Below are 25,749 nucleotides of genomic sequence, written 5' to 3'. Positions count from 1 at the left end.
TCTAGGCTCTACCGGTATGAGCACCTGCATCTCCGCACGGGAACTCCATGGCCGCATCCAGGCCGGGCGCCGCATCGCGATCATCGACACCCGCTGGTCCCGCGACCGGTCGTCCTACTGCCACTACACCATGGCCCACATTCCGCTGGCACTCTTCTCGGACCCGACGTATGACCTGGTCGGCATCCCCGACCGCGAGCACGGCCGCAACCCCCTGCCGGAGCTGGCGCGCGTCCAGGACGCCGTCGACCGGTGGGGCCTGACCGACGAGCACGAGGTCGTCGTCTACGACAAGGGCGACGGCCTGCTGGCGGCGCGCGCGTGGTGGATTCTCACGTGGGCGGGCATCAAGGACGTCAAGGTGCTGCGCTGCGGCCTGCGCGGCTGGGAGGAGGAGGGCTTCGACACCGCCGGCGGCCCGGGCAACCTCCCGCAGCCGGGCGATCTGACGGTCACCGCGGGCAACCTCCCGGTCGTCGACGTCGACGAGGTCGCCGCGTGGCCCGGCAAGGGCGTGCTCATCGACGCCCGCGAACTGCCCCGCTTCCAGGGCCGCGCCGAGCGCCTGGACCTGCAGGCCGGGCACATCCCGGGGGCGGTGAACCTGCCGGTCCGCGCGCTGCAGCGCGACGGCGAGTTCCTGCCCGCCGAGGACATCCGCGCCAAGCTCGCCGAGGTCGGCGTGACCTCGGGCGATCAGGTCGCCGTGTATTCCGGGTCGGGCCTGCATTCGTCGCTGTTCATCCAGGCGATGCACGAGGCCGGGATGCCCGGCGCGTCGCTGTTCATCGGCGGTTGGTCGAAGTGGGCGGGTGATCCGGCGCGGCCCATCGTCCGCCTGTGAGGCAGCCGCATAGACTGTCCCCACGATGACTTACCTCTTCATTCTCCTCGGGATCGCGCTGCTGGGCGCGGGTGCGGCGCTGTTCTTCCTGGACGCGCGCCGCCGCGCGGGGGCGTCGCGTTCGCTTGACGACGCCGCCGCCGTTCCCGTGGAGCCGGCCCCCGAGCCGGAAGAGGCCGAGAAGACGGAGCCCGAGCCGGAACCCGAGGCCGAGGCCGAAGCGGAAGTCGAGGCCGAGGCCGTCGCGGAACCCCTTGACGTGGTTGAAGTCGAGGACGAGGTTGCAGCCGAGCCAGAAGTTCAGCCCGAAACCGACCCCGAGCCCGACCCCGACCCCGATGACGAGCCGCTCGATCTGGGGGAGGGTTCCCCCAAGCGCCGGTCCCGCCCGTCGTTCGCGCCGCGGTTCCCCACCCGCGAGGAGCTGCGCCACGTCGGCCCGCTGGCGGGCATGAACGCGCGGCGCGCGCGGAAGGCGTGGGCGTTGGACCGGAAGGCGGATTTCCACAAGATCGACCCCGAGGTGGCGTCGTGGTGGGAGCGCGTCCCGGAGGGCGACGCCCGCGACGTGGTCAGCGGTTTCGCCCACGGCCGCGAAATGCACCTGTGCGACATCGGCGGGGTGACGCTGCTGGCGCTGCGCCGCCCGGTGCCCTCCGACGAGATCATGGAGTTCTCCCGCGACGGCCGCACCGACCTGCCCGAAGTCGGCGTGGAGGACGGCGTGACCGTCTCCGCCACCGACCCGGCGGTCATCCACCGCATCTTCGACAACCGCGCCCACCGGGTGCTGCGGTCCCTCCCCGAATCCATCACGGCGGCGTGGGCGGAGGGCGAGTGGGTCATCGGCGCCTTCGCCGACGGCTCCGGCCCCGACGATTGGGATGCCGCGCTGGCGCCCATCGCCGGTTTCGCCGACATCGCCCGCCGGCTGCCGCCGTCGCCGGGGTCCATCGGCGAACTCGACCCCGCCCACCGCGACCCCACCCGCCCGACGGCCTCCGACGCCCCGTCCGCGCCGGGCCACCTGCGGCCTCTCGGCACCGCCCCCGCCGCACCCGCCTCGGCCGAACCCGCCGAGGAGACGCCCTCCTGGCGGCCCCCGGCCGCTTCGGGGGATCCGCTGGACACGCCCACGCGGTCCGTCGGAAAGCGGATGGGCGACGGCGAGTTCCGCGATTTGGGAGAATCCGGCGCGGACCTGCCCGCGCTGGGGGAGGATCCCGAACACAGCCGGGCCGCCGTCACCGGAGGGCGGATCATCCGCCCGGACTCCGGGCCCGCGGTGATCTTCGGCGACGCCACGCCAGACGCAGAAACAGACCCAGAAAAGGACGACCAGGAATGAACAGACCCCAGGTAGACGAAAAGAAGCTCGCGGAGCTCGCCGAACTGGTCAAGGAACTGGCCGTCGTCCACGGCCGGGTGACGCTGTCCTCCGGCAAGGAAGCCGACTACTACGTCGACCTGCGCCGCGCGACGCTGCACCACGGGGCGTCCCGGCTGATCGGCGAACTGCTGCGCGAACTCACCGCCGACTGGGATTACGCCGCCGTGGGCGGCCTGACGCTGGGCGCCGACCCGGTGGCCACGTCCGTCATGCACGCCGACGGCCGCGCCATCGACGCGTTCGTGGTGCGCAAGGAGGCCAAGAAGCACGGCATGCAGCGCCGCGTCGAGGGACCGGACATCGAGGGCGCGAAGGTCCTCGTCGTCGAGGACACCACCACCACCGGCAACTCGCCGCTGACCGCCGTCGCCGCGCTGCGCGAGGCCGGCGCCGACGTCGTGGGCGTGGCCACCGTCGTCGACCGCGACACCGGCGCCGCCGACGTCATCCGCGCCGAGGGGCTGGAATACCGCTTCCTCCTCGGCCTCGCCGATCTGGGATTGGAGTAGGGGCATGGGATGGACCCGCGAGACCTTCAAGCAGGCGGCCGCGCGCCGCACGTCGGAGGGCGCTGGCGCGCTGATCGCCGCCGTCACCCGCGCCACCCGCGAACCCGAGCGGGCCGGCTACATCGGCGCCGCGGCGGTCAACGTCGTCTCTTCCGCGCTGGGCGCCGAAAAGCCCCGCAAGGTGTCCAAGACGCTGCTCATGCCGCTGCTCGCCGCCTCGGTGGTGCGCCGCCGCCACGAGACCCGCCCCGCCGTCACCGCCGGCCTGCTCGTCGGCCTGGCCGCCGGCTGGATCGGCGACCTGGTGCTCATGCCGCGCAAGAACGACCTGAACAAGGGCGCCGCGGCGTTCGCGGTCAACCAGATCGCGTACCAGAAGATGCTTTACGACGCCGGTGCGCGCCCGAACCGGTTCCGCTCCGTGGCGCGTTACCCGCTGTGGGCCGGCTCCGTCGCCGGTGCGGCGCTGTCGCGGCCGGACCTGCTGCCCGCGGCGGCCGGCTACGGCTTCCTGCTGACCACCACCTCGATGCTCGGCGACGACGGCAACCTGGTCGCCGGGCTGGATTCGGAGTCCAAGGACCCGCGCTTCGGCATCGGCCACGGCGGCAACCTCTTCCTCATCTCGGATGCGCTGCTGATGCTGCGCGCGCTGGTGGGGGAGGACGGCGTCGTCGGCAAGCTGCTGGACGCCGGGGTCATGGACACCTACACCGCGGCGCAGCTGCTGCTCGTCGACGGCATCCTGGAGCTCGGCCGGAAGTGACCGACGGGACCGATCAGCCCGGCCCCACCGAGTGGGGGGCCCCGCGCGTCGGGGTCGGGCCGTGGGCGGAGGAGCACCCCGGCGAAGCCGTGCCGGATGACCCGCGGTACGACCCCGAACTCCTGCGCGAGGGCGACCGCCGCAACGTCGTGGACGCCTACCGCTACTGGACGCGCGAGGCCATCGTCGCCGACATCGACGCGCGGCGGCACCCGCTGCACGTGGCCATAGAGAACTTCGAGAACGACGCGAACATCGGCACCGTCGTGCGCACCGCCAACGCCTTCGCCGCCGCGGCGGTGCACATCGTGGGCCGGCGGCGCTGGAACCGGCGCGGCGCCATGGTCACCGACCGCTACCAGCACCTGCACCACCACGACACCGTCGACGAGGTCGTCGCCTGGGCCCGCGAGCGCGGCCTGGCCGTCGTCGCCGTGGACAACGTGCCCGGGTCGGTGCCGCTGGAGACGGCGGAGCTGCCGCGCGAATGCCTGCTGCTCTTCGGCCAGGAGGGCCCCGGCGTCACCGAGACGGCGCGGCGGGCGGCCGACATGACCGTCTCCATCGCCCAATTCGGGTCGACGCGGTCCATCAACGCCGGCGTCGCCGCCGGAATAGCCATGCACGCCTGGGTGCGCGCGCATGCCGATCTCGACGCCGCGTGGTGAATCCGCTACCGCACGTAGACTGAACGTGGTAACCCGCCAGTACGGGAGAGGAGAGCCGCGTGGTGACCAGGATGTCGCGGACGGAGGTCGAGAACTGGGCCTACCGGGCCGATGTCGCCGAGCAGGCGATCAGGGACCGGCACGCGTCCAGGGTGTGGGGGCTGCCGGGCACGAATCTGGCCGTCCCGTCGTGGCCCGCCCCGCCGGCGCACAAGGCCTTCATCACCTGGCACTACTGGTGGCAGGCGCATTACCTCGATTGCCTGATCGACGCCGCCGCGCGCGTGCCGTCGCGGGAGAAGTCGAAGGCGGTGCAGGCGACGATCCGGGGCATCCGCATCCGCAACCTGTCGCCGCTGGCGTCCAACGGGTATTTCGACGATCGCGCGTGGATGGTGCTTGCCCTGGGCCGCGCCGGTCACGTCGGCCGGGGCGCCCGCGGCACCACGCGCCGCCTGCTGCATTCGCTGGTGGAGGGCATCGACCCGTCGACGGGCGTGTTGCCGTGGCGGACGGGCGACGTGTTCTTCAACGTGCCCGCAAACGGCCCGGCGGCCATCGCGTTCGCGCGGGCGGGGCGGCTGGACGAGGCCTGCGCGCTGGTGGAGTGGATCTTCGACAACCTGGTGGATGACTCGGGGCTGATCCTCGACGGCGTGCGGTTGTCGATGAGCGGCGTCGACGTCGAGCGCGGCCGCTACACCTACAACCAGGGCGTCATGATCGGCGCGTGCCTGGAGGTCGCCCTGGCCCTGCGCGAGCGCGGCGACCGGGACGCCTCGACGCGGTACCTGACGCGCCTGCACAACCTCATCCATTCGGTGGCCAAGGACATGGCCACGCCGGAGGGCGTGCTCAAGGGCGGCGGTGGCGGCGACGGCGGCCTGTTCAACGGGGTGCTCATGCGTTACCTGGCCGACGCCGCGATGCGCCTGCCGGACGACGGCCGCACCGACCGCGCCGCCGCGCGCATCGCCCGCCGGCTGGTGCTGGCGTCGGCGAACAGCGCCTGGCAGCACCGTCTCGAGGTCGACGGCCTGCCGCTCTTCCCGGCCGATTGGACGAAGGACGCCACGTTCCCGCAGGCCGGGGGCCTGGTGGCGGCGTCGGTGGGCGGCGCGGTGCGCGAGGGCGCCATCCGCGAGCGGGACCTGTCCGTGCAGCTGTCCGGCTGGATGCTCATGGAGGCCGCCGCCCGCGTGGCCGGCGACGCCCGCCGCAAGGCCGCGGCCGATCCGGACAAGGGCCCCTCATGCGAATGATCGATTCCGGCGCCGTGCGTTCGGCCATGACCGTCGGCCGCGCGGCGTACGTGCTGCGCGCCGCCCTGCTCGACGGGCTCGATCCCAGTGACGACATCCCCCGCGGCAGCGCCGACCTGCCCCGCGGCAAGCAGATGCTGCTGATGCCCTCGGCCAACCGCGACCACGTGGGCGTCAAGCTGCTCACCGTCGGCGGCGACCCGTGGATCCAGGGGGCCTACCTGCTTTTCGACGGCCCGACGCTCGCCCCGACGGCCCTCCTCGACGGACCGGCCCTGACGGATCTGCGCACTCCTGCGGTGTCCTTCGCGGGCGTCCTGGAGATCGTCTCCGCCCGCCGCCGCCCCGGCGCGCCGCTGCGCGTGGCCATCATCGGCTCCGGCCCGCAGGCCGTCCACCACGCTCTCGGCGCCGAGGAGCTGTTCGGCGACGTGGAGGTCACGTTCGTCGTGCGCACCCCGCGCGAGATCGACTGCGACGTGCCGCATGAGGTGGCCACGGAATTGCCGGCCGACGCCGACTTCATCGTCTGCGCCACCTCCGCCGCCGAGCCGGTTCTCGCCGACGCCGACGTCGCCGACCACGCCGTCGTCGTGGCCATGGGCGCCCACGACCCCGAGAAGCGCGAGCTGCCCGGCGAGCTGATGGGCCGCGCCCGCGTCATCGTCGAAGACGGCCACGTCGCCGAAACCGAATGCGGCGACGTCATGCTCGCCGTCGAGGAGGGGCATCTCGAACGCGGCGATTGGACGGAGTTCCGCGACGTCGTCGTCAAGCGGGACCTGGCCCTGGAACTGGCGCACTCCGGCGCGCCCGTGGTGTTCAAGACCGCCGGGATGAGCTGGGAGGACCTGGCCGTGGCGGTGGAGATTCTCTCCCGCGTTTGACATCATCGGGGCTCGGCGACACGACGGCCGGGAAGGGTGGCCGCCATGGCCTGGTTCATTCTCATCGCGTCCGGGGCCTTCGAGGCCGTGTGGGCGATCGCCCTGGGCAAATCCGACGGGTTCACGCGCCTGTGGCCGTCGGTGATCTTCTTCTCCGCCCTGGCGGTGTCCATGGGCGGCCTGGCGTGGGCGATGCGCGAACTGCCGTTGGGGACGGCGTACGCGGTGTGGGTCGGCGTCGGCGCGACGCTGACCGTCGTCTGGGGGATGGTGTTCGACGGCGACCCCGTGACGCTGCCGAGGATGCTGTTCCTGGCGATGATCGTCGGCGGCATCGTCGGCTTGAAAGCACTGGCATGATGGGCCGCATGAAGCTCAACGACATGATGGCACCGCCCCCGGTGCACCTGCCCGCGTTCGACGACGCCGAGGCCGCGCGCGCCGACGGCAAGCCCGCCGACCAGGTCATCCGCATCTGCCCGCGCGACTCCGCGGCATGGGCCGACCTCGCCGAGGCGGCGCTGGACCGCGGCGAGGACGTCACCGCCTACGCCTTCGCCCGCACCGGCTACCACCGCGGCCTGGACCTGCTGCGCGGCAACGGCTGGAAGGGCTTCGGCCCAGTGCCGTGGTCGCACGAACCCAACCGCGGCGTCCTGCGCGCCATTTCCGCGCTGGCGAAGGCCGCCCGCGCCATCGGCGAAGACGACGAATACGACCGCTGCCTCGCCCTGCTCCAGGATTGCGATCAGTCCGCGGTGGCCGCCACGAACCTGTGACGCCCCGCCAGCCGCGCGACCCCCGCGACGTGGGGCTCGACGCCACCGAATACCTGGAGGCCCTGCGCCATCCCGCGTCCCGCGCGGCCATGGCGCTGCGCCGCCGGATGCGCCCGCGCACGCGGTTCCTCCACGGGGTGGAGCGGCTGCGCACGCGGTGGCTGCTGGTCATCCAGGCGGCGCTGGCCGCGGGCCTGGCGTACTGGGTCGCGTCGGACGTCCTGGGCCACCCGACCCCGTTCTTCGCCCCGATGGCGGCGTTCATCGGCCTGAACGTCATGGTCGAGGGCCCGCGCCTGAAGTTCTCGCTCGAGCTGGTGCTCGGCGCGGCGCTGGGCGTCGGCGTCGGCGACGTCATCTTCTCGGTGCTCGGGCCGGGCGTGTGGCAGCTGACCGTCGGCGTGCTGGCGGCGATGATCATCGGCGTCTTCGTCGGTCGCGGCCCGTTGGTGGTCAACCAGGCGGCGTCGTCGGCGGTGCTCATCGCCACGATCATGCCGCCGGGGTCGACGCTGTCCTACGAGCGCATGGTCGACGCCCTGGTCGGCGGCCTGATCGGCGTGATGGTCATGGCGCTGATCCCGCGCAACCCCGTGTCGGAGGCCCGCCGCACCGTGGCGACGGTGCTCGACCTGGGCGCCGACGTCCTCTACGACGTCGCCCGCGGCCTGGAGGACCACGACCCCGACCGCATCCGCGCCGGCCTGCAGGTGGCGCGGGCGTCGCAGGCCGACGTGACGCTGATGGACCGCACCATCGCCGACGGCGTGGAGCAGGTGCAGCTGTCGCCGCTGCTGTGGAATCGCCGCCGCCAGTTCCGCTCGCTCGCCCGGGTGGTCTATCCGGTGGACAACGCGCTGCGCAACATCCGCGTGCTGGCGCGCCGGGCCATGACCTCCGCCGAGGACAGCGTGGACGTCTCCGCCGAGCTCGTCGAGCTGGTCATGGGGGTCAGCCGCTCCGCGACCACGGTCCGCAGGCTTCTCGACGGCACCCCGTCGCTCGCCGACATCCCCGAGTGGGGCGAGCTGCCCCACGACGACTCCAAGACCGGCGCTTTCGCGGCGGTGACCGGCGACGACGACACCGCGCCCGTGACCCCCGAGTCCGCGATCCGCGAGCTGCGCATCCTCGCCGCGAAGATGCGCCCGGCCGTGGTGGAGGGCGCGACGCTGTCGGAGATCGTCATCTTCGCCCAGTGCCGCTCGCTGACCGTCGACCTGCTGCAGGTCTGCGGCCTGTCCCGGCTGTCCGCCGTCGCCGCCCTGCCGCCCACCACCGAGCGCCCGGCGATGCCGCCGGAGGTGTGGGACCTCGACGACGGGGACTGACCCCGCGCCCTACCGCACCAGCTGCAGATCCAGCAGGTGCCGGTAGATGGTGGTCTTCTCCCGCGGCTTCTTCGCCTCCACGCCGTCGCGGACGTAGCGGAATCCGGGGCCGCCGGCCTGCATCGCGCGCCCCGTCACCGGTTCATGCAGCGTGCGGGGAGCCCCGGCCATGTCGGCGAGGCCGTCGTCGTCGGAAAGCCGCGTGCGCAACAGTCCGCGGCGCCGGCCCGGGGGCGGCGGCAGCTCCGCGGCGACCAGCCCCGGCGCGTCCGGCAGCGGCCGGACCTGGACGCCGTGCGAGGTGCCGGAGAACAGCTCCGTGCTGTCGACCCACACCTCGCCGCGCAGGCCGCCGCGCGAGGACGTCCCGTCGATGCCCGGTTCGGTCAGCAGCGCGAAACCGACGATCGCCTGGCCGGTGTCGTCGCGGATCAGCGGCACGGGGCGCACGGGGCGCGTTTCGGCCTCGGCCCGGGACAGCCCGTGCTCGCCGGACCCGTCGATCCCCCAGTTCCGCGCCGCCGGCGACGGTGCGGTGGGCACGTGGGCGACCTCGAACCACAGCAGGTTGCGGCGCATCAGGTGCGTGGCCACCGCCGCCAGCGACGCATCGGGGCCCTCGACGATCAGCCGCACCGGCTCGCTCGGCCGCTGCGGCGCGCGCCGCGGGGCGCCCAGGTGCGGGACCTCCTTGCCCTTCGCGATGTCGTCGGGCGTCGGGTTGTCGTCGTGCGGCAGGGCCTGCTTCGCGACGTCGTCGAGGAACGCCAGATCGCGCCTGCCGGGGATGAGGGGAAAACCGTCCGCACCGCATCGCAACGCCACAATCCGCATGGGACTACACTAGCCGGGGGTTTTATCAACCGACTTGTTGGAGTGGAGACATGGCCGCAATCATCGTGGTGGGCGCCCAGTGGGGCGACGAGGGCAAGGGCAAGGCGACCGACATCCTCGGCGGCCGCGTCGATTACGTGGTCAAGCCCAACGGCGGCAACAACGCGGGCCACACCGTCGTCGTCGGCGGCGAGAAATACGAGCTGAAGCTCCTGCCCGCCGGCGTGCTGTCGGAGAACGCCACGCCGATGATCGGCAACGGCTGCGTGGTCAACCTGGAGGCCCTGTTCGAGGAGATCGACGGCCTGGAGGCCCGCGGCGCGGACACCTCCAAGCTGCGCATTTCCGGCAACGCCCACATGGTCGCGCCGTACCACCAGACTCTGGACCGCGTCACCGAGCGCTTCCTGGGCAAGCGCGCCATCGGCACCACCGGCCGCGGCATCGGCCCGACGTACGCCGACAAGGTCAGCCGCGTGGGCCTGCGCGTGCAGGACATCTTCGACGAGTCGATCCTGCGCCAGAAGATCGAGGCCGCGCTGCACCAGAAGAACCAGATCCTGGTGAAGCTGTACAACCGCCGCGCCATCGAGGCCGACCGCATCTTCGACTACTTCATGTCCTACGCGGACCGCCTGAAGCCGATGGTCGTCGACTCCGCGTACGTGCTCAACGAGGCCCTCGACGCCGGCAAGCACGTCCTCATGGAGGGCGGCCAGGCGACGATGCTCGACGTCGACCACGGCACGTACCCCTTCGTGACCTCGTCGAACCCGACGTCGGGCGGCGCGTGCGTGGGCGCGGGCATCGGCCCGACGCGGATCACGTCGACGCTGGGCATCATCAAGGCGTACACCACCCGCGTCGGCGCCGGCCCGTTCCCGACGGAGCTGTTCGACAAGTGGGGCGAGTTCCTGCAGACCACCGGCGGCGAGGTGGGCGTCAACACCGGCCGCCTGCGCCGCTGCGGCTGGTACGACTCCGTGCTGGCCCGCTACGCGTCGCGCGTCAACGGTTTCACGGACCTGTTCGTGACCAAGCTGGACGTGCTCACCGGCATCGGCGAGATCCCGATCTGCGTGGCCTACGACGTCGACGGCGTCCGCCACGACGAGATGCCGCTGACGCAGTCCGAGTTCCACCACGCGGTGCCGATCTACGAGACCATGCCCGCCTGGGACGAGGACATCACCGGCTGCACCACCCTCGAGGAGCTGCCGGAGAAGGCCCGCGATTACCTGGCCCGCCTGGAGGAGCTGTCGGGCTGCCGCATCTCCTACGTCGGCGTCGGCCCGGGCCGCGACCAGACGATCGTGGTCAACGACCTGCTGGCGGACTGATCGCCGTGCGCCGCCTCGTCGCCGACGTCGACACCGGCATCGACGACATGCTGGCGCTGATCTACCTGGCCGGTCTGCACCGGGCGGGGGAGATCGAGCTGGCGGCGGTCACCGCGACGGCCGGCAACACCACCGTCTGCCAGGCGGCGCGCAATTCCCGCTGGGTGCTGGACCTGTGCGGCTGCCCGGACGTGCCGGTCGCCGCGGGTTTCGGCGCGCCGCTGAAGGTCCCGCTGACCACCACGCCGGAGACCCACGGCGAGTTCGGCCTGGGTTTCGCCCGCCCGCCGTCGGTGGGCGCCTGCGACGCGTCCGGCGCCGCGCCGGGCCTGTGGAAGCGCGTGCTTGACGACGGTCCCGCCGACCTCCTGATCACCGGCCCCTTGACCACGGCCGCGCGGTACCCGGGGTTGGCGGCGGCGTTCGGGCGGATCACGGTCATGGGCGGCGCGGTCGATCATCCCGGCAACACCACGCCAACGGCCGAGTGGAATTTCTGGGTCGACCCGGATGCGGTGGCGGCGGTGTTCGCGGAGGATTCCGCGCCGCTGGTGCTCTGCCCCCTCGACGTCACCGAGACGATCATCGTCCGGCCGGAGGACGTCGGGCGGTGGGCGATCCCCGGCGAGTTGGGCGACGTGGTCGCCGACGCCCTGCGCTTCTATTTCGGGTTCCACCGCGGGCAGGGCATCGGGTACTTGGCGCAGGTCCACGACCTTTTCGCCGCAATGGTCGCGTGCGGGACGGTGGAGACCGTCGCAAAGCCCATGACCCTGCGTGCCGTCGCCGGCGACCGTGGTGCGGTGGAGCGCGGGGAGGGGCGTGCGGTGGACGTCGTCTCGCACGTGGAGCCGTCCGACGTGCATGCCGAGTTCGAGCGCGTCCTGGCGCTGAATCCCGGGTACTTGCGGGAATAGTATTTTCAGGGGCAAATGGAAAGTCTATGGTTCGGCCATGGACACCATGAGCGACATCAAGCACGGAAAAGGCCGGTACGCGGTCGCGGTCGTCCCCATCGCCGCCGCATTGCTGCTGGCCGGCTGCGGAAACGGGGAATCGGCCCCCGTCACCGAAACGCAGACCGAAACCAAGACCGAGACCGAAACCGGCACGGCGACCGAGACCGACACCGTGACCGAAAGCGAAGGCGGCGCCACTTTCACCCTGCCGACCGACCCGCCCGGCGACATCTGCCCGGCCAGTGACCTCATCCCCTCGATCGAGCGCGTCGAAGGCGCGGCGGGTTCGCAGTACATCCACATCGCCCTGAATTACCGCGGGGACAGCCAGTGTTTCCTGCGCGGATTCCCCGGGGTCAGCGCCGTCGACGGCGCGGGCAACCAGGTCGGCGAAGCGGCCGGGCGGAATGAGGAGCCGGCTCGGGAGGCGATGGTGACGCCGTCGAGGCCCGCCAGGTTCACCCTCCGGCTGTCTCGCGTCGAGGCGGAATCCGGGTGCAAGACGGCCGATGCCCAGGGTCTGCGCATCTACCCGCCGGGCTCCCGCGAGGCGCTGGAGACGATCAGCCACCAGATGAAGATCTGCGTGGATCCGCCGACGGTGATGCTGTGGGCGGGGTCGGTGATGGGCTGACCGTAGGATGGGGGTCGTAACGCCGCGATGCCACGAGGAGATCCCATGTTCACCCCCACTTCCACCGGCACCCCGTACACGGGTGGCGCAACGCGAGTGCTGCTGCTCGGTTCCGGAGAGCTGGGCAAGGAGGTGGCCATCGCGTTCCAGCGCCTCGGCGTCGAAGTGCACGCCGCCGACCGGTACGCCCACGCCCCGGCGCACCAGGTGGCGCATTTCTGGCATGAGCTGGACATGACCGACGGGCAGGCCGTCAAGGACCTGGTCGCGGAGGTTCGCCCGCACTTCATCGTCCCGGAGATCGAGGCGCTGGCCACCGACGCGCTGGTGGAGCTCGAGGACGCCGGCGACGTCACCGTCATCCCGACCGCCCGCGCCGCGCAGCTGACCATGAACCGCGAGGGCATCCGCCGCCTGGCGGCCGAGGAGATCGGCTTGCCGACATCGCGCTACCGCTTCGCGTCCACCCGCGAGGAATTCCTCGATGCGGTCGACGAAGTCGGGCTGCCGTGCGTCGTCAAGCCCGTGATGAGCTCGTCCGGCAAGGGCCAGTCCACCGTCCGCGCCGCCGCCGACGTCCCCGCCGCGTGGGAGCACGCGATGAGCGGCGGCCGGGTGTCGTCGGGCCGCGTCATCGTGGAGGGTTTCGTCGACTTCGACTACGAGATCACCCTGCTCACCGTCCGCTCCATCGATCCCGCGACGGGCGAGCCGGCGACGTGGTTCTGCGAACCCATCGGCCACCGCCAGGTCGACGGCGATTACGTCGAGTCCTGGCAGCCGATGCCGATGTCGCAGGTCGCGCTGGACAACGCCCGTTCCGTCGCCGCCCGCATCACGGGTGCGCTGGGCGGTCGCGGCATTTTCGGCGTGGAGTTGTTCGTCCGCGGCGACGACGTGTGGTTCTCCGAGGTCAGCCCCCGCCCGCATGACACGGGGCTGGTCACCATGGGCACGCAGCGGTTCTCGGAGTTCGAGCTCCACGCGCGGGCGATCCTGGGGCTGCCCATCGACGTCACGCTGACGACGCCGGGTGCGTCGGCCGTCGTGTACGGCAAGTGCGACGGCCCCGCCCCGAAGTATTCCGGGCTCGCCGAAGCCATGGCGGTGCCCGAGACGGACGTGCGCATCTTCGGCAAGCCGGAGGCTCATGACCGCCGCCGCATGGGCGTGGCCGTGTCCACCGCCGAGGACGTCGACGCCGCACGCGAAAACGCGTTCAAGGCCGCGTCGGCGCTGAGCGTCTCGGTGGATTAAGCGGCCGGCCATCACGCCGCCCACAGAGCGTCGTCGAGCTTCTTCCTTTCCTCGTCGGCGCGGCGCCGGGCTTCCCGGGCCTCGGCGGCGATGCGGCGCTCGTTTTCGAGGATCCGCAGCCGCTTTTCGTTGTGCTCGGCCAGCGTGCGGCGCCTGCGCATCTGCCGGGCGGTGAAGTTCGTGCGGTGCGCGCCGGCGAGCGGCCCGGAGGGCACGCTGACCGCGACGAGGCCGGTGGAGCGCGACGTCCAGTATTCGGTGCCGTCGGGCTTGCGAAGAACGTCCCACATCTTCCGCGTCTTCAGGTCGTGGTGCTTCTTGCACAGGCAGTGGAGGTTCTCCGTGTCGGTCGCGCCGCCGGCCTCCGGGTTCTCGTGATCGAAGTTCTCCACGTGGTCGGCCTCGGTGTGGTGGGCTGGGCGGTCGCAGCCGGGGAATCGGCAGGTGCCGTCGCGGCCGATGATGAACGCCTTCTGCGCGTCCGACGGCGCATAACCGCCGGTGGCGGAGTCGCCGCAGAGTCGGGCTCCGTCGGCCATGGCCACCCAGTCCTCGGCGAAGGCCCCGTCGACCCACCCGCCGGCGCCCGGCACCCAGGTGTCGCCGGTTTCCCAGCTCTTGTAGACGTTCAACGTCACCGTCACCTCGCACGTGCCCCTCACCAAGTGGGTCAGCGCCTCCACCCGCGAGCAGCCTTCCTTCGCGCAGATCGCGTCGAGGACGGCCATCACCTCGAACGCCCTCGCCTTGTCCATCTGGGCCATCAGCAGGTCCGTTCGCCCGCCTTCCTCGACGGTGATGAACTCTTCGGGCGGCGCGTCCGGGTCCGCATCCGGATCGGGCGCATCCGTGTGATCCGCGTCGATGTCGCGGGGCCGGGCCAGGGGCTCGATCCGCCCGATGACCTCCTGGACCCGATTGTGCAGCGCCCGCCACCCCTTCAACGCCTGCCCGTCGCGCTTGGGCAGGACCAGCGGAAGCAGGCGGTCCTCGAGCTCGGCAAGGATCTCGTCGGGTGCGGTCAGCGTGCAGCCGGCGAGCACCCGCAGATGGGAAAACGGCAGGTGGCCGCGGCTCCGGAGCACCCGCGCCAGCCGCGGGAACCTCCGCAGCATCACGCCGACGTCGACGTACGATTCCGCCACGCCCGGCGTCATGCCCAACTGCAGCGCCACGTGGGCGAGGTGATCGGCGACGTCGCCGGTCCCGTCGGGCGGCGCGCAGGCTTCCGCGATGCGCAGATCGTCACGGTTGCGCCGGATGCCGACGATGGACAGCGCCGTCGCGAACTCGTGCGCCCACCGGGCCGCGTCGGTCGAGCAAGCGGCGTCGTAGGCGTTGGGACGGTGGTTGGTTTGGGCTTGGTGGGTTGGTCTCGATTGACTTGGTCTCGGATCGGATGCGTGATCCCGCATCGCAGTTCCCCCGGTATCCGACGGCCGCCGATCGCGCCCCGCACGCGATCTCCTCTTCGTCCGTCAGTTCGCACACTAGAACACGCGCCGGATTGAGGCTGCGAGAAAAGGCCCCGGATCGCTCGAAAATCGATCAGGTGTTCGACTAGGGAAACGGAACCCTCGCGACATCGGAAACGCCGCAAGGAATCTCACGTTGCCCGGAAATCGGACGAGGCCGAAAACCATCGCCCGGAAAAACGGCGGAACCTGGAAAACGCCCCCGAAGAACCGGCGGAATCGAAGAACCGACGGAATCCGAATCACGCCAGGCCGTCGTCAAGCAAGCCCCCCGCGCCCCGAAAAGCTAAGCCTTCGGCGTCACCGGGGGCTCGGCGGACCAGGGGAAGACGATCCATTCGTCGGTGTGGCGCCAGGTGTAGTCGGGCTTGACCACGGACACGGACTTCTCGTACAGGACGGCGGAGCGGACCTCGGCGCCCTGCTCGGACAGTAGCTCCAGCACGAGCTTCAGGGTGCGTCCGGAATCGGCGACGTCGTCGACGACCAGCAGCTTGCGGCCGGTGATCGCCTCGACGTCCAGCAGCGGCTCCAGCAGGATCGGGTCCGGCAGGGTCTTGTGGACGTCGGTGTAGAACTCGACGTTGATGGCGTCGGAAAGCTTCACCCCCAGCGCGTAGCTCAGGGCGCCCGCAGCGACCAGGCCGCCGCGGGCGATCGCGATGATGACCTCGGGCTCGAAGCCGTCATCCGCGATGGTCTGGGCCAGCTCGCGCGAGGCGTCGCCGAAGCCTTCCCAGGTCAGGATTTCCTTGTTCTGAACGTCCGACGAATCCGCGTGGTAAGCCATGAGACAACTTTAGCGGCCCGCGTCAGCGCGCGGCGAGCACGGCGCTCCCGCTGCGCGAATGGCGCACCATGTCGGCCCATTCGACGATCTTCTTGCGCTCGCGGCCCACGGCGGCGCCGGCCGCGCGTTCGGCGGCGTCGAGGGCGTGCCACCCCTCCCACGTGGTCCATTCGATGCCGCGTTCCGCCAGGAAGGCATCGACCGCGCTTTCCGACGGGTCGGCCGCCGCTTCGAGCAGCCCGCCGGTCCAATCGGCCAGGAGGTTCGCGACGACCTCGTTGGCGTCGCCCTTGGTGTTGCCGATCAGCCCGACGGGGCCGCGGCGCACCCACCCGGTCGTGTACAGGCCTGGGGCGCCGTCGACGCGGCCGCCGTCGTTGGGGATGACGGCCCGGCGCTCGTCGAAGGGCACGCCGGGGACGGCGTCGGAACGGTAGCCGACGGCGCGGTAGACGGCGCCGACCGGCCAGTCGGTGAACGTGCCGGTGCCGCGGACGCCGCCCTCGCCGTCGAGTTCGGTGCGCTCGGTGCGGATGGCGGTGACGCGGCCGTCGTCGCCGAGCAGTGCGACGGGCGATTCGAAGAAGTGGATGTGCAACTTGTGCGGCGCGCCCTTGGGCTCGCGGATGGCGTAGTCCTCCAGGATCGAGCACACCTGGTCCACGATCTTCGACTCGCGGCGGGCGGATTCGGATGCGGCGTCGTAGGCGATGTCCCGCGGGTCGACGACGACCTCGATGGTCGGGGAGTGGTCGAGCTCCTTCAGCTCGAGCGGCGTGAACTTCGCCTGCGCCGGCCCGCGGCGGCCGAAGACGTGGATGGTGCGGGCGGCGTTGACGGACAGGGCGTCGTGGACGTTGTCGGCGATCTCGGTGGACAGCAGCTCATCGGCGGTTTTCGCCAGGATGCGGGCGACGTCCAGGCCGACGTTGCCCACGCCGACGACGGCGACGGACTCGGCGGAGAGGTCCCATGAGCGGGCGAACTCCGGATGCGAGTCGTAGAAGCCCACGAACTCGCCGGCCCCGTGGTGGCCGTCGAGATCCGCGCCGGGGACGTCCAGGTCGCGGTCGCCGGTGGCGCCGGTGGCGAAGACGATGGCGTCGTAAAGCCCCCGGAGTTCCCCGACGGTGACGTCGCGCCCGACGTCCACGTTGCCCAGGAGCCGGACCTCGGGCTTGTCCAGCACGCGGTGCAGGCTCTTGACGATGCCCTTGATGCGCGGATGGTCGGGGGCCACGCCGTAGCGGATCAGGCCGAACGGCGCGGGCAGGCGTTCGATGAGGTCGATGGACACGGGGTGGCCGGATTTGATCAGCGCGTCGGCGGCGTAGATGCCGGCGGGGCCCGAGCCGACGACGGCGACGCGCAGGGGGCGGGATTCGGGTGCGGGAATGGTCATGGGTGCCGATCGTGGCCAATCGGCGCGGGAAACGCGGGGTTCGATTCACCGTGACACGAACCCCGCGCCGAACAGACCGGCCTGTCTAGTGTTCGGCCCATGGAAAGAATCGCACTGTTCGCGTTGATCGGCCTCGGGGCCCAATTGGTCGACGGCACGCTCGGCATGGCATTCGGCGTGACGGCGACGACCCTGTTCATGATGACCGGCACCGGCGCCGCCGCGGCGTCGGCCGTCGTGCACGTGGTGGAGGTCGGCACGACGCTGGCCTCCGGCGCGTCGCACTGGCGGTTCGGCAACGTCGACTGGGGCCGCGTACTGCGGCTCGGCGCGCCGGGCGCCGCCGGTGCCTTCATCGGCGCCACCTTCCTGTCCGGACTCGACGGCGACACCGCCAAACCCGTGACCTCCACGATCCTGCTGCTGCTCGGCCTGTGGGTGCTCATGCGCTTCGCCTTCCTGCCCGGCCGCCCCAATGCCGCGGCCAAGCGGTGGGGATGGGCGAAGCTGGGCCCGTTGGGCCTGGTCGGAGGGCTTCTCGACGCCACGGGCGGCGGGGGTTGGGGTCCGGTGACCACCTCGACGCTCATGAGCGCCGAGGCCGACAGTCCCCGGAAGATCATCGGCACCGTCTCCGCCGCCGAGTTCCTGGTCACCGCCGCCGCCGTGGTCGGCTTCCTGCCGCTGCTCCACCGGGAGTTCTCCGACCATGCGCTGCCGATCCTGGGGCTGCTGCTCGGCGGAATGCTGGCCGCGCCCGTGGCCGCGTTCCTGGTCGGCCGCCTGGATCCCCGGACGCTGGGCATCGTCATCGGCGGCGTGCTGGTGCTGCTCAACCTGCGGACGCTGTTCGGAACCGTCGGTCCGCTGCTCATCGGCTGGGCGGCCGTCGTCGTCGCGATCCTCCTGTGGTCGCGCCGCCACGACGCCCTGCCGTGGCGTCGCCGGCGGGTCGAGCTGGCCGCCGACGTGCGCCCGAAAGTGAAAGACAGAGCCGTCTAGAAAAGTCGCCCACCCGATTTACACACCCACGAAAGCGAACCCATGACCACAGCCACGACCACCCGCCGCACCCGGGCGAAGAAGCCCGAGGGCCAATGGCTCATCGACGGCCGCGAGCCGCTCAACGACGACGAACGCATCAAACGGGAGGACGCCGGCCTGGCCGTGCAGCGCCGCGTCCGCGAGGTCTACGCCAAGCAGGGCTTCGACTCCATTCCCGCGGAGGACCTCGCGCCCCGCTTCAAGTGGATCGGCCTGTACACCCAGCGCAAGCAGGACCTGGGCGGCGAACACACGGGCGTGAAGACCAACGCCGAACTGCAGGACCGGTACTTCATGCTGCGCATCCGCCTCGACGGCGGCCAGACCACCACGGCGGGCCTGCGGGCCATCGGCGAGATTTCCCGCGACTTCGCCCGCGACACCGCCGACTTCACCGACCGCCAGAACGTGCAGCTGCATTGGATCCGCATCGAGGACATGCCGGAGATCTGGGACCGCCTGGCCGCGGTGGGCCTGGACACGCATTTCGGGTGCGGCGACGTGCCCCGCGTCATCCTCGGTTCGCCGGTGGCGGGCGTCGCCGCCGACGAGATCATCGACGGCACCCCGGCGATCCGCCGCATCAAGGACGAGTACCTGTCCACCGATGAGTTCAACAATCTGCCGCGCAAGTTCAAGTCCGCGGTCTCCGGCAGCCCGCGACTGGACGTCACGCACGAGGTCCAGGACGTCGCGTTCGTCGGCGTGGACCACCCCGAGCTCGGCCCCGGTTTCGATGTCTGGGTCGGCGGCGGGCTGTCCACGAACCCGATGCTGGGCCGGCGCCTGGGCGCGTGGGTGCCGCTGGAGCGGGTGCCGGAGGTGTGGGCGGGCGTCGCGCGCATCTTCCGCGACTACGGGTACCGCCGCCTGCGCACCCGGGCGCGCCTGAAATTCCTGGTCGCCGAATGGGGCGAGGAGAAGTTCCGCAGGATCCTGGAGGAGGACTACCTCGGTTTCCGGCTCGACGACGGCCCGCCGCCCGAGCCGTGGGAGCGCGACCGGGACCACGTCGGCGTGCACCGCCAGAAGGACGGGGCGTGCTTCGTCGGCGTCAAGCCGATCGTCGGCCGGGTGCCGGGGTCGGATCTGATCGCGCTGGCCGACATCGCGGAGAAGCACGGCGTCGGCCGCGTGCGCACGACCGTCATGAAGGAACTCGTGCTCCTCGACGTCGCCCCGGAGCAGGTCGATTCCCTGGTCGCCGAGCTCGACGAGCTGGGCCTGTCGGCGAACCCCTCCGCTTTCCGACGGGGCATCATCTCGTGCACCGGCCTGGAATTCTGCAAGTTGGCGCTGGTCACCACCAGAACGCGAGCGATCGACCTGGTCGGCGAGCTGGAGGAGCGCATCGGCGATCTGGACGTGCCCATCGGCATTTCGCTCAACGGCTGCCCGAACGCCTGCGCCCGCACCCAGATCGCCGACATCGGGTTGAAGGGGCAGATCGTCGTCGACGGCGACGGCAACCGCGTGGAGGGTTTCCAGGTCCACCTCGGCGGATCGCTGGGGCTCGATGCGAACTTCGGCCGCAAGCTGCGCGGCCACAAGGTCACGTCGGCGGAGCTGGGCGACTACGTCGAGCGGGTCGTGCGCAACTTCACCGAGCGGCGCGAACCGGGCGAGCAGTTCCGCCATTGGGTCGCCCGCGCTGCGGAGGAGGGCCTGCGATGATCCCCGGCCGCACCGCCCACCCGAACCCCAACCGCGCCGCGATCATGCACTGCCCGTACTGCGGCGGCGAACGGCTGTGGCCCGACGCCGAAACGGATTACGCGTGGCGGTGCGGCGAATGCTGCCGCGTGTTCACCGTCAAACTCCACGGTCACACGGAAAGGGGAGTGGCGTGAACGACGTCCTCGATGACCCCGCAACCGCCCGCCGCCTGCTCGAACTGGCGCTGGACCACGGCCCCGCGCTGGAGGGCCTGCCGGCCGGCGACATCCTCGAATGGGGCGCCGAACACCTGCGCACCCCACTGGCCGTCACGCTGTCCATGCAGGACACGGTCCTCGCGGAGCTGGCGTCGCGCCACGCCCCCGACGCCGACCTCATCTTCCTGGACACCGGATACCACTTCCCGGAAACGCTCGAGGTGGCGGCGGCCGTCGGCAAGCGATACCGCAACCGGCTGATCACCGTGACCCCCGACGCCGCCGATGCCGTCCCGGAGGACCCCGCCGCGTGCTGCGCGCAACGCAAGGTCGAGCCGCTGGCGCGGGCCAAGCGCCCGTACGAGGGCTGGGTCACCGGCCTCAAGCGGGTCGACGCGCCGACGCGGGCGCGGACGCCGGTGCTGGAGATCGACAAGACCGGGCGCATCAAGCTCAACCCGCTCGCCGCGTGGACGGACGGCGACGTCGAGCAGTACATCGCCGACCACGGCCTCATCGTCCACCCGCTGACGCGCGCCGGATTCCCCTCGATCGGCTGCGCCCCCTGCACCGGCCGCGTCGCACCCGGCGCCGACCCCCGCTCCGGCCGCTGGGCCGGCGCCGAGAAAACCGAATGCGGGCTGCACACGTGACCGCCCCGGAAACGACGAAGGAAAGAGACCCCATGACCCCCGTGAAAACCCGCCTCGACCCCCGCCTCGCCGAACTGGAGGCGGAGGCGATCGACATCATCCGGCAGACCGCCGGGCAATTCGACCGACCCGCGCTGCTGTTCTCCGGCGGCAAGGACTCCGTGCTCGTGCTCGAGCTGGCCAAGCGCGCGTTCGCCCCGGCGCCCGTGCCGCTGGAACTGCTGCACGTGGACACCGGCCACAACTTCCCCGAGGTCATCGCCTTCCGCGACCGCGTCGCCGCCGAGCCGGGCATCACGCTGCGGGTCGCCCGCGTGCAGGACTGGATCGACCGCGGCGCGCTCGCCGAACGCGCCGACGGCACCCGCAACCCGCTGCAGACCGTGCCGCTGGTGGAGACCATCGCCGAGCGCCGCTACGACGCCGTCCTGGGCGGCGCCCGCCGCGACGAGGAGAAGGCCCGCGCGAAGGAGCGCGTGTTCTCGGTGCGCGATTCCTTCGGCGGCTGGGACCCGCGCCGCCAGCGCCCCGAGCTGTGGGGCCTGTACAACGGCCGCCACGCCGCGGGGGAGAACGTCCGCGTGTTCCCCATCTCCAACTGGACCGAGGCCGACGTGTGGGCGTACATCGACGCCCGCGGCATCGAGCTGCCGCCGATCTACTTCGCCCACCGCCGCGAGGTGTTCCGGCGCGCCGGCATGTGGCTCGCGCCGGGCGAATGGGGCGGGCCCCGCGACGGCGAAACCGTGGAGGTCCGCACCGTCCGCTACCGCACGGTCGGCGACATGAGCTGCACGGGCGCGGTGGAATCGGCCGCCGCCGACCTGCCCGCCATCCGCGCCGAAATCGCGGCGTCCACCCTCACCGAGCGCGGCGCCACCCGCGCCGACGACAGGCTCTCCGAATCCTCGATGGAGGACCGCAAGAAGGAAGGCTACTTCTGATGACCACCGCACTGCGCCTGTGCACCGCCGGCTCCGTCGACGACGGCAAGTCCACGTTCGTCGGCCGGCTGCTGCACGACACCAAGAACATCCTCGCCGACCAGTACGAGGCCGTCTCCCGCGGCCACGGCGCCCCCGACCTGTCGCTGCTGGTCGACGGCCTGCGCGCCGAGCGCGAGCAGGGCATCACCATCGACGTCGCCCACCGGTACTTCGCCACCGGCGCGCGGTCGTTCATCCTCGCCGACTGCCCCGGCCACGAGCAGTACACGCGCAACACCGTCACCGGCATGTCCACGGCGGAGGCGGTGGTGGTGCTGGTCGACGCCCGCAACGGCGTGGTCACGCAAACCAAGCGCCACGCGACGGTCACGGCGCTGCTCGGGGTGCGGCACGTCATCGTGGCGGTGAACAAGATCGACCTGCTCGACTATTCGGAGGACGCCTTCCGGGCCATCGAGCGCGACGTGCGGTCTCTGGCGGAGCGACTGGGGCTTGACGACGTCCACGTGGTCCCCGTTTCGGCCCTCGTCGGCGACAACGTCGTGGACCGGTCGGAGCGCACGCCCTGGTACGGGGGTCCGAGCGTCCTGGAGATCCTGGAGGGCCTGGAGACCGGCGCCGGGCGCGACGGCGATTTCCGGCTGCCGGTGGAGTACGTCATCCGCGACGCCGCGACCGAGTACCGCGGGTACGCCGGGTGCATCGCCGCCGGATCGGTGGCCGTGGGCGACCGCGTCGGATTGCCCGGCGGGCGCGAGGCGGCGGTCAGCCGAATCACCGTCGCCGGCGAGGACGCGGAATCGGCTGCGGCGGGGGAATCGGTCGCGCTGAGCCTCGACGCCGAGTTCGACCTGGCGCGCGGCGATCTGATCTCCGGCGGCGACCGGCCGGAGGACGTCCGCCGCTTCGCCGCCGTCGCCGTGCATCTCTCCGATGCCCCGCTGGCCGTCGGGCGCGTGGTCGAGGTGCGGTACGGGGCGGCGCTGGTCCGCGGCCGCATCGCGTCGGTGGATGCGCTCATCGACGTCGAGACCGGGGAGCCGACAGGCGTGGCCGATTCGCTGTCCGCCAACGACGTCGCCGAAGTCACGGTGGAGGTGGCGCAGCCTTTGCCCGTCGAGCGCTACCGCCCCGGCGGCCGCGTCGGGGCGTTCCTGCTGGTGGAACCGGGTACGGGCGACACGCTGACGGCGGGCCTGGTTAGGTGACGGCGCTCATCCTCGTCGCGCATGGCTCCCGGCACCCGCGGGCGGAGCCGTGCCTGGCGGCGCTGGCGGAAGCCGTCGCCGCGCGGGTGCCCGCCGCCGACGACGTCCGCGTGGCGTGGCTGGAATTGGTCGCCCCCTCCTTGCGTGACTTGTGCGCCGAGTTCGCCGGCCGGGGGATCCGCGACGCGGTGGTCGTGCCGCTGCTGTTCACGGAGGCCTTCCACCGCACCGTCGACCTGCCCGCGCAGGCGGCGGACGCCGGAGCCGCGACGGGGGTGCGCCTGGACGTCCGCGATGGCATCGGCCTCGGCGAAGGCGTGAAGAAGGCAGTGGTCCGCTCCTTCCTCGCCGCCGCCGACGACCCGCGCGATGATGTTCTGCTCGTCGCGGTCGGGTCGTCGTCGCTGGCGGCGAACGATGCCGTGCACCGCTTCGCCGCCGAGCTCGACGGGATGGTGCCGGGCACCGTGCGCGCGGCGTTCTCCGTCGGCGCCGGGACGCCGTCGGCGGCGGAAGCGCTGGGCGGCGTCGTCGCGGGCACCGTGGTGGTGCCCTTGTTCACCGCGCCCGGGCTGCTGTGGGACCGCGTGCGCGACCGGGCCGCCGAGGTGCCTGGGACGACGTGTGCCGAACCGCTGGGGGAGTTGCTCGCCGACGTCGTCCTCGCGCGATGGCTCGATGGTAATTTCGGCGAAAGAACCCGAGGGAAGGAACGCCCGGCCCCGTGTCCGGCAATGAAGAGATGAGCGAAGAAGCGGGAGCTTCGAATGACGGCACCGCCAGCCGTCAGGTGATGTTGATCTGCTCCGGCATCGGGATCGTCCTGTACTCGCTGTTCGGCGTGGCGCCGTTGTTCGTCGGGTACCACGTGGGGCTCGAGATGCTCCCCTGGTTGCTCGTCACGTTGCCGTTGATTCCCGTCCTCGTCGTGGTGTACCTGATCATCGCGGTGGTCCGGCGGGCGAAGGCGCCGATCATCGCCGGCGGACTGACCCTCGCCGCGAAAGTGGGGTTGTTCTCCAGCATGTTCGTCTCCGGTTTGGCGGAGTACGCGGAGCCGATGTTCGAGTTCCTGGCGTTCGTCCCGCTCGTCGGATTGATCGCGATGCTCATGGCGGCCTGGTATTTGCCGACGCGACCCAATGTGCGCGAATGCGCATGAAATCATTAAATGAAACTACCTATATGATGTTAGGTTCCTGTTAATCCCTGAATCATGGGCTTGAAGGGCATCGAAACAGGAGGCTGCGCATGTCCGTGAAGAAGATCCTCGTCGGCTTCGTGGCGGTGGGCTCGCTGGCCCTCGCCGCGTGCGGGACGGGAGACGCCGGAGACGACGGATATCCCACCACGCTGAAGCTGGCGGACAAGGACACCGCCGACAATTTCCACCCCGCATCCGGCTACGGGCAGACCGGCATCAGCCCCATCTACGACGGGCTGCTCAAGCCCGATGCGTCCGCCGGCTCGGACGTCATCCCCCGCCTCGTGCCCGCGCTGGCCGCCGAGGAGCCCAAGGCCAACGCCGACGCCAGCGAATGGACCGTGAAGCTGCGCGAGGGCGTGACCTTCCACGACGGCACCGCCTTCGACGCCGCCGACGTGAAGGCCACCTACGACGTCGCCCGCGACGCGTCGAAGGGCTCGAAGGTCTCCATGCGCTACGACGTCATCGACGAGGTCAAGGTCGTCGACGACAACACCGTCACCTTCAAGCTGGCCTACCCCTACGGCGGCTTCGCCTCGCGCCTGACCCTGGCCATCGCCCCGTCCGAGCTCGTCGGCGAGGGCGACGTGGTCAACGGCCCGCTCGGCGAGAAGCCCGTGGGCACCGGCGCCTACAGCGTCACCGAGCGCACCGGCGACCTGGTCCGCTACACCGCCAACCCCGACTACTGGGGCGGCAAGCCCGAGGTCGGCGAATTCCTGGTGACCCTCGCCTCCGACGACGCCGCCCGCGCCCAGCGCGTGGCCTCCGGCGAACTCGACGGCGCGCACGTCCCGCCGTCGGTGGCCAAGAACTTCGAGGGGCGCAGCGGCGTCGAGGTGGTCACCGCCACCACCGCCGACTGGCGCGGCATCTCGCTGCCCAAGCACCCGTTCCTCAAGGACCCCGCGGTGCGCCGCGCCCTGAACCTCGCCGTCGACCGCGACGCCATCGTGTCCGGGCCGCTGCTGGGCAAGGGCCGCGCCATCTCCACCGCCGTGCCGGAGATCTACGGCGACAGCCACAACCCCGACGCCACGTTCGGCCACGACACCGCCGAAGCCGAGCGCATCCTGGACGAGGCCGGCTGGCGCAAGGGCGCCGACGGCGTGCGCGAGAAGGACGGCGTCCGCGCCGAAATCCCGCTGTACTACTCCGGCGAGGACACCCTGCGCCGCGACGTGGGCATCGAGTTCTCGGCCCAGATGGCGCGCATCGGCGTGAGCTTCCCCACGACCGCGTCCACCTGGGACGACATCACCCCGCGCCTGGGCGAGGCGGCGGCCGTCCTCGGCGGCGGCTCCGCCCCGTGGGACGTGGACATGTTCGCCTACGACCTGCTGCACACCCGCGAGGCCGCCACGTCCGAGTACTCCAACCCCGGCGACTACGGCAGCCCCGAACTCGACGCGAAGCTCGACGAGGCCCGCCGGGCCACCGACGCCGGCGAGCGCGCCCGCCTCTACCGCGAGGCCCAGGCGATGTACGCCGAGAACCCGTCCAACATCTTCCTGGCCACCATCGACCACGTGTACCTGGCCAAGGAGAACAAGTGGAACCGCGGCTCCACCATCCTCGAGCCGCACATCCACGGCGCGACGTGGGGCCCGTGGTGGAATCTGCGGGACTGGAAGAAGTGAGCGTGGCGGGCGGATTCACCGAGCACCGCGACAACCTCGGGGGCCTGGG

27 protein-coding genes are annotated in these 25,749 nt (G+C 71.3%); 23 read left to right on the top strand and 4 right to left on the bottom strand.

Going from position 1 to position 25,749, the window contains the following annotated elements:
- Positions 1-16 precede the first annotated feature (16 nt).
- The 10 genes from CHAN_RS12825 to CHAN_RS12780 are packed head-to-tail and all read left to right on the top strand — an operon-like array spanning position 17 to position 8,436.
- The gene (locus CHAN_RS12825; RefSeq protein ID WP_290290329.1) at positions 17-844 is read left to right on the top strand and encodes a sulfurtransferase; all 828 of its coding nucleotides are present in this window, start codon (positions 17-19) and stop codon (positions 842-844) included.
- Between the two features lie 25 nt (positions 845-869).
- The gene (locus CHAN_RS12820; RefSeq protein WP_290290328.1) at positions 870-2,192 is read left to right on the top strand and encodes a TtfA family protein; all 1,323 of its coding nucleotides are present in this window, start codon (positions 870-872) and stop codon (positions 2,190-2,192) included.
- Positions 2,189-2,743, top strand: a complete 555-nt coding sequence (gene pyrE / locus CHAN_RS12815) for an orotate phosphoribosyltransferase (protein WP_290290326.1) — start codon at positions 2,189-2,191, stop codon at positions 2,741-2,743. The genes CHAN_RS12820 and pyrE overlap by 4 nt, the downstream gene beginning before the upstream one ends.
- A 4-nt stretch (positions 2,744-2,747) precedes the next feature.
- On the top strand, positions 2,748-3,509 hold the full coding sequence (locus tag CHAN_RS12810; protein WP_290290324.1) for a lysoplasmalogenase: 762 nt from the start codon (positions 2,748-2,750) through the stop codon (positions 3,507-3,509).
- On the top strand, positions 3,506-4,177 hold the full coding sequence (locus CHAN_RS12805; protein WP_290290322.1) for a TrmH family RNA methyltransferase: 672 nt from the start codon (positions 3,506-3,508) through the stop codon (positions 4,175-4,177). Before CHAN_RS12810 ends, CHAN_RS12805 begins: the two co-directional genes overlap by 4 nt.
- A 59-nt stretch (positions 4,178-4,236) precedes the next feature.
- Entirely contained in the window at positions 4,237-5,439 is a 1,203-nt protein-coding gene (locus CHAN_RS12800; protein ID WP_048739719.1) for a glycoside hydrolase family 76 protein, read from the top strand.
- Complete coding sequence (locus tag CHAN_RS12795) at positions 5,430-6,326, top strand: ornithine cyclodeaminase family protein (protein WP_290290320.1); 897 nt, start codon at positions 5,430-5,432, stop codon at positions 6,324-6,326. The genes CHAN_RS12800 and CHAN_RS12795 overlap by 10 nt, the downstream gene beginning before the upstream one ends.
- Positions 6,327-6,371: 45 nt before the next feature.
- Positions 6,372-6,686 carry a DMT family transporter gene (locus CHAN_RS12790; RefSeq protein WP_290290318.1) on the top strand — a complete coding sequence of 105 codons (315 nt, stop codon included), beginning with the start codon at positions 6,372-6,374 and terminating at the stop codon, positions 6,684-6,686.
- Positions 6,687-6,694: 8 nt separating this feature from the next.
- Positions 6,695-7,105, top strand: a complete 411-nt coding sequence (locus CHAN_RS12785) for a DUF3151 domain-containing protein (RefSeq protein WP_048739919.1) — start codon at positions 6,695-6,697, stop codon at positions 7,103-7,105.
- Complete coding sequence (locus CHAN_RS12780) at positions 7,102-8,436, top strand: FUSC family protein (protein WP_053088022.1); 1,335 nt, start codon at positions 7,102-7,104, stop codon at positions 8,434-8,436. The genes CHAN_RS12785 and CHAN_RS12780 overlap by 4 nt, the downstream gene beginning before the upstream one ends.
- Positions 8,437-8,445: 9 nt before the next feature.
- On the opposite strand, the gene CHAN_RS12775 is transcribed toward CHAN_RS12780, so the two are convergent.
- Positions 8,446-9,270, bottom strand: a complete 825-nt coding sequence (locus CHAN_RS12775) for a hypothetical protein (RefSeq protein WP_290290314.1) — start codon at positions 9,268-9,270, stop codon at positions 8,446-8,448.
- 50 nt (positions 9,271-9,320) lie between these two features.
- Between CHAN_RS12775 and CHAN_RS12770 the strand changes: the two genes are divergently transcribed.
- Genes CHAN_RS12770 through purT form a run of 4 tightly spaced genes read left to right on the top strand, consistent with a single transcriptional unit; the run spans position 9,321 to position 13,460 of the window.
- Positions 9,321-10,610, top strand: a complete 1,290-nt coding sequence (locus tag CHAN_RS12770; RefSeq protein ID WP_048739726.1) for an adenylosuccinate synthase — start codon at positions 9,321-9,323, stop codon at positions 10,608-10,610.
- A gap of 5 nt (positions 10,611-10,615) precedes the next feature.
- Positions 10,616-11,527 (top strand): nucleoside hydrolase, encoded by a 912-nt coding sequence (locus CHAN_RS12765; RefSeq protein WP_290290311.1) that lies wholly within the window; start codon positions 10,616-10,618, stop codon positions 11,525-11,527.
- 37 nt (positions 11,528-11,564) lie between these two features.
- On the top strand, positions 11,565-12,203 hold the full coding sequence (locus CHAN_RS12760; protein WP_290290309.1) for a DUF4232 domain-containing protein: 639 nt from the start codon (positions 11,565-11,567) through the stop codon (positions 12,201-12,203).
- A gap of 45 nt (positions 12,204-12,248) precedes the next feature.
- Entirely contained in the window at positions 12,249-13,460 is a 1,212-nt protein-coding gene (gene purT / locus CHAN_RS12755; protein ID WP_290290308.1) for a formate-dependent phosphoribosylglycinamide formyltransferase, read from the top strand.
- Between the two features lie 11 nt (positions 13,461-13,471).
- Here purT and CHAN_RS12750 read toward each other — a convergent pair whose 3' ends face one another.
- The 3 genes from CHAN_RS12750 to CHAN_RS12740 all read right to left on the bottom strand — a co-directional run bounded on the left by CHAN_RS12750 (position 13,472) and on the right by CHAN_RS12740 (position 17,127).
- Entirely contained in the window at positions 13,472-14,875 is a 1,404-nt protein-coding gene (locus CHAN_RS12750) for an HNH endonuclease signature motif containing protein (protein ID WP_290290306.1), read from the bottom strand.
- A 346-nt stretch (positions 14,876-15,221) separates the two neighbouring features.
- Positions 15,222-15,725 carry a phosphoribosyltransferase gene (locus CHAN_RS12745; protein WP_048739734.1) on the bottom strand — a complete coding sequence of 168 codons (504 nt, stop codon included), beginning with the start codon at positions 15,723-15,725 and terminating at the stop codon, positions 15,222-15,224.
- Between the two features lie 22 nt (positions 15,726-15,747).
- Positions 15,748-17,127 carry an FAD-dependent oxidoreductase gene (locus CHAN_RS12740; RefSeq protein ID WP_290290304.1) on the bottom strand — a complete coding sequence of 460 codons (1,380 nt, stop codon included), beginning with the start codon at positions 17,125-17,127 and terminating at the stop codon, positions 15,748-15,750.
- Between the two features lie 99 nt (positions 17,128-17,226).
- On the opposite strand from CHAN_RS12740, the gene CHAN_RS12735 reads away from it, so the two are divergent.
- From CHAN_RS12735 to CHAN_RS12695, 9 genes are all read left to right on the top strand, one after another.
- A complete protein-coding gene (locus tag CHAN_RS12735; RefSeq protein ID WP_290290302.1) occupies positions 17,227-18,129 on the top strand; it encodes a sulfite exporter TauE/SafE family protein in 903 nt (300 codons plus the stop codon).
- A gap of 42 nt (positions 18,130-18,171) precedes the next feature.
- Positions 18,172-19,845: a nitrite/sulfite reductase gene (locus CHAN_RS12730; protein WP_290290300.1), complete on the top strand. Its 1,674-nt coding sequence runs from the start codon at positions 18,172-18,174 to the stop codon at positions 19,843-19,845.
- A complete protein-coding gene (locus CHAN_RS12725; RefSeq protein WP_048739741.1) occupies positions 19,842-20,021 on the top strand; it encodes a hypothetical protein in 180 nt (59 codons plus the stop codon). Before CHAN_RS12730 ends, CHAN_RS12725 begins: the two co-directional genes overlap by 4 nt.
- On the top strand, positions 19,964-20,698 hold the full coding sequence (locus tag CHAN_RS12720) for a phosphoadenylyl-sulfate reductase (protein WP_377748496.1): 735 nt from the start codon (positions 19,964-19,966) through the stop codon (positions 20,696-20,698). Before CHAN_RS12725 ends, CHAN_RS12720 begins: the two co-directional genes overlap by 58 nt.
- Before the next feature lie 32 nt (positions 20,699-20,730).
- Complete coding sequence (gene cysD / locus CHAN_RS12715; RefSeq protein ID WP_290290294.1) at positions 20,731-21,642, top strand: sulfate adenylyltransferase subunit CysD; 912 nt, start codon at positions 20,731-20,733, stop codon at positions 21,640-21,642.
- The gene (locus CHAN_RS12710) at positions 21,642-22,853 is read left to right on the top strand and encodes a sulfate adenylyltransferase subunit 1 (protein ID WP_290290292.1); all 1,212 of its coding nucleotides are present in this window, start codon (positions 21,642-21,644) and stop codon (positions 22,851-22,853) included. The genes cysD and CHAN_RS12710 overlap by 1 nt, the downstream gene beginning before the upstream one ends.
- Positions 22,850-23,599, top strand: coding sequence for a sirohydrochlorin chelatase (locus tag CHAN_RS12705; protein WP_290290290.1), 750 nt, complete (start codon positions 22,850-22,852; stop codon positions 23,597-23,599). Before CHAN_RS12710 ends, CHAN_RS12705 begins: the two co-directional genes overlap by 4 nt.
- Positions 23,578-24,015, top strand: a complete 438-nt coding sequence (locus tag CHAN_RS12700) for a hypothetical protein (protein WP_290290288.1) — start codon at positions 23,578-23,580, stop codon at positions 24,013-24,015. Before CHAN_RS12705 ends, CHAN_RS12700 begins: the two co-directional genes overlap by 22 nt.
- An 89-nt stretch (positions 24,016-24,104) precedes the next feature.
- Complete coding sequence (locus CHAN_RS12695; RefSeq protein ID WP_290290286.1) at positions 24,105-25,700, top strand: ABC transporter substrate-binding protein; 1,596 nt, start codon at positions 24,105-24,107, stop codon at positions 25,698-25,700.
- The last annotated feature ends 49 nt before the right edge of the window (positions 25,701-25,749 follow it).

The organism is Corynebacterium hansenii (genome assembly GCF_030408795.1).
Lineage (GTDB): Bacteria > Actinomycetota > Actinomycetes > Mycobacteriales > Mycobacteriaceae > Corynebacterium > Corynebacterium hansenii.
This window is presented reverse-complemented; position numbering and strand designations above follow the sequence as displayed.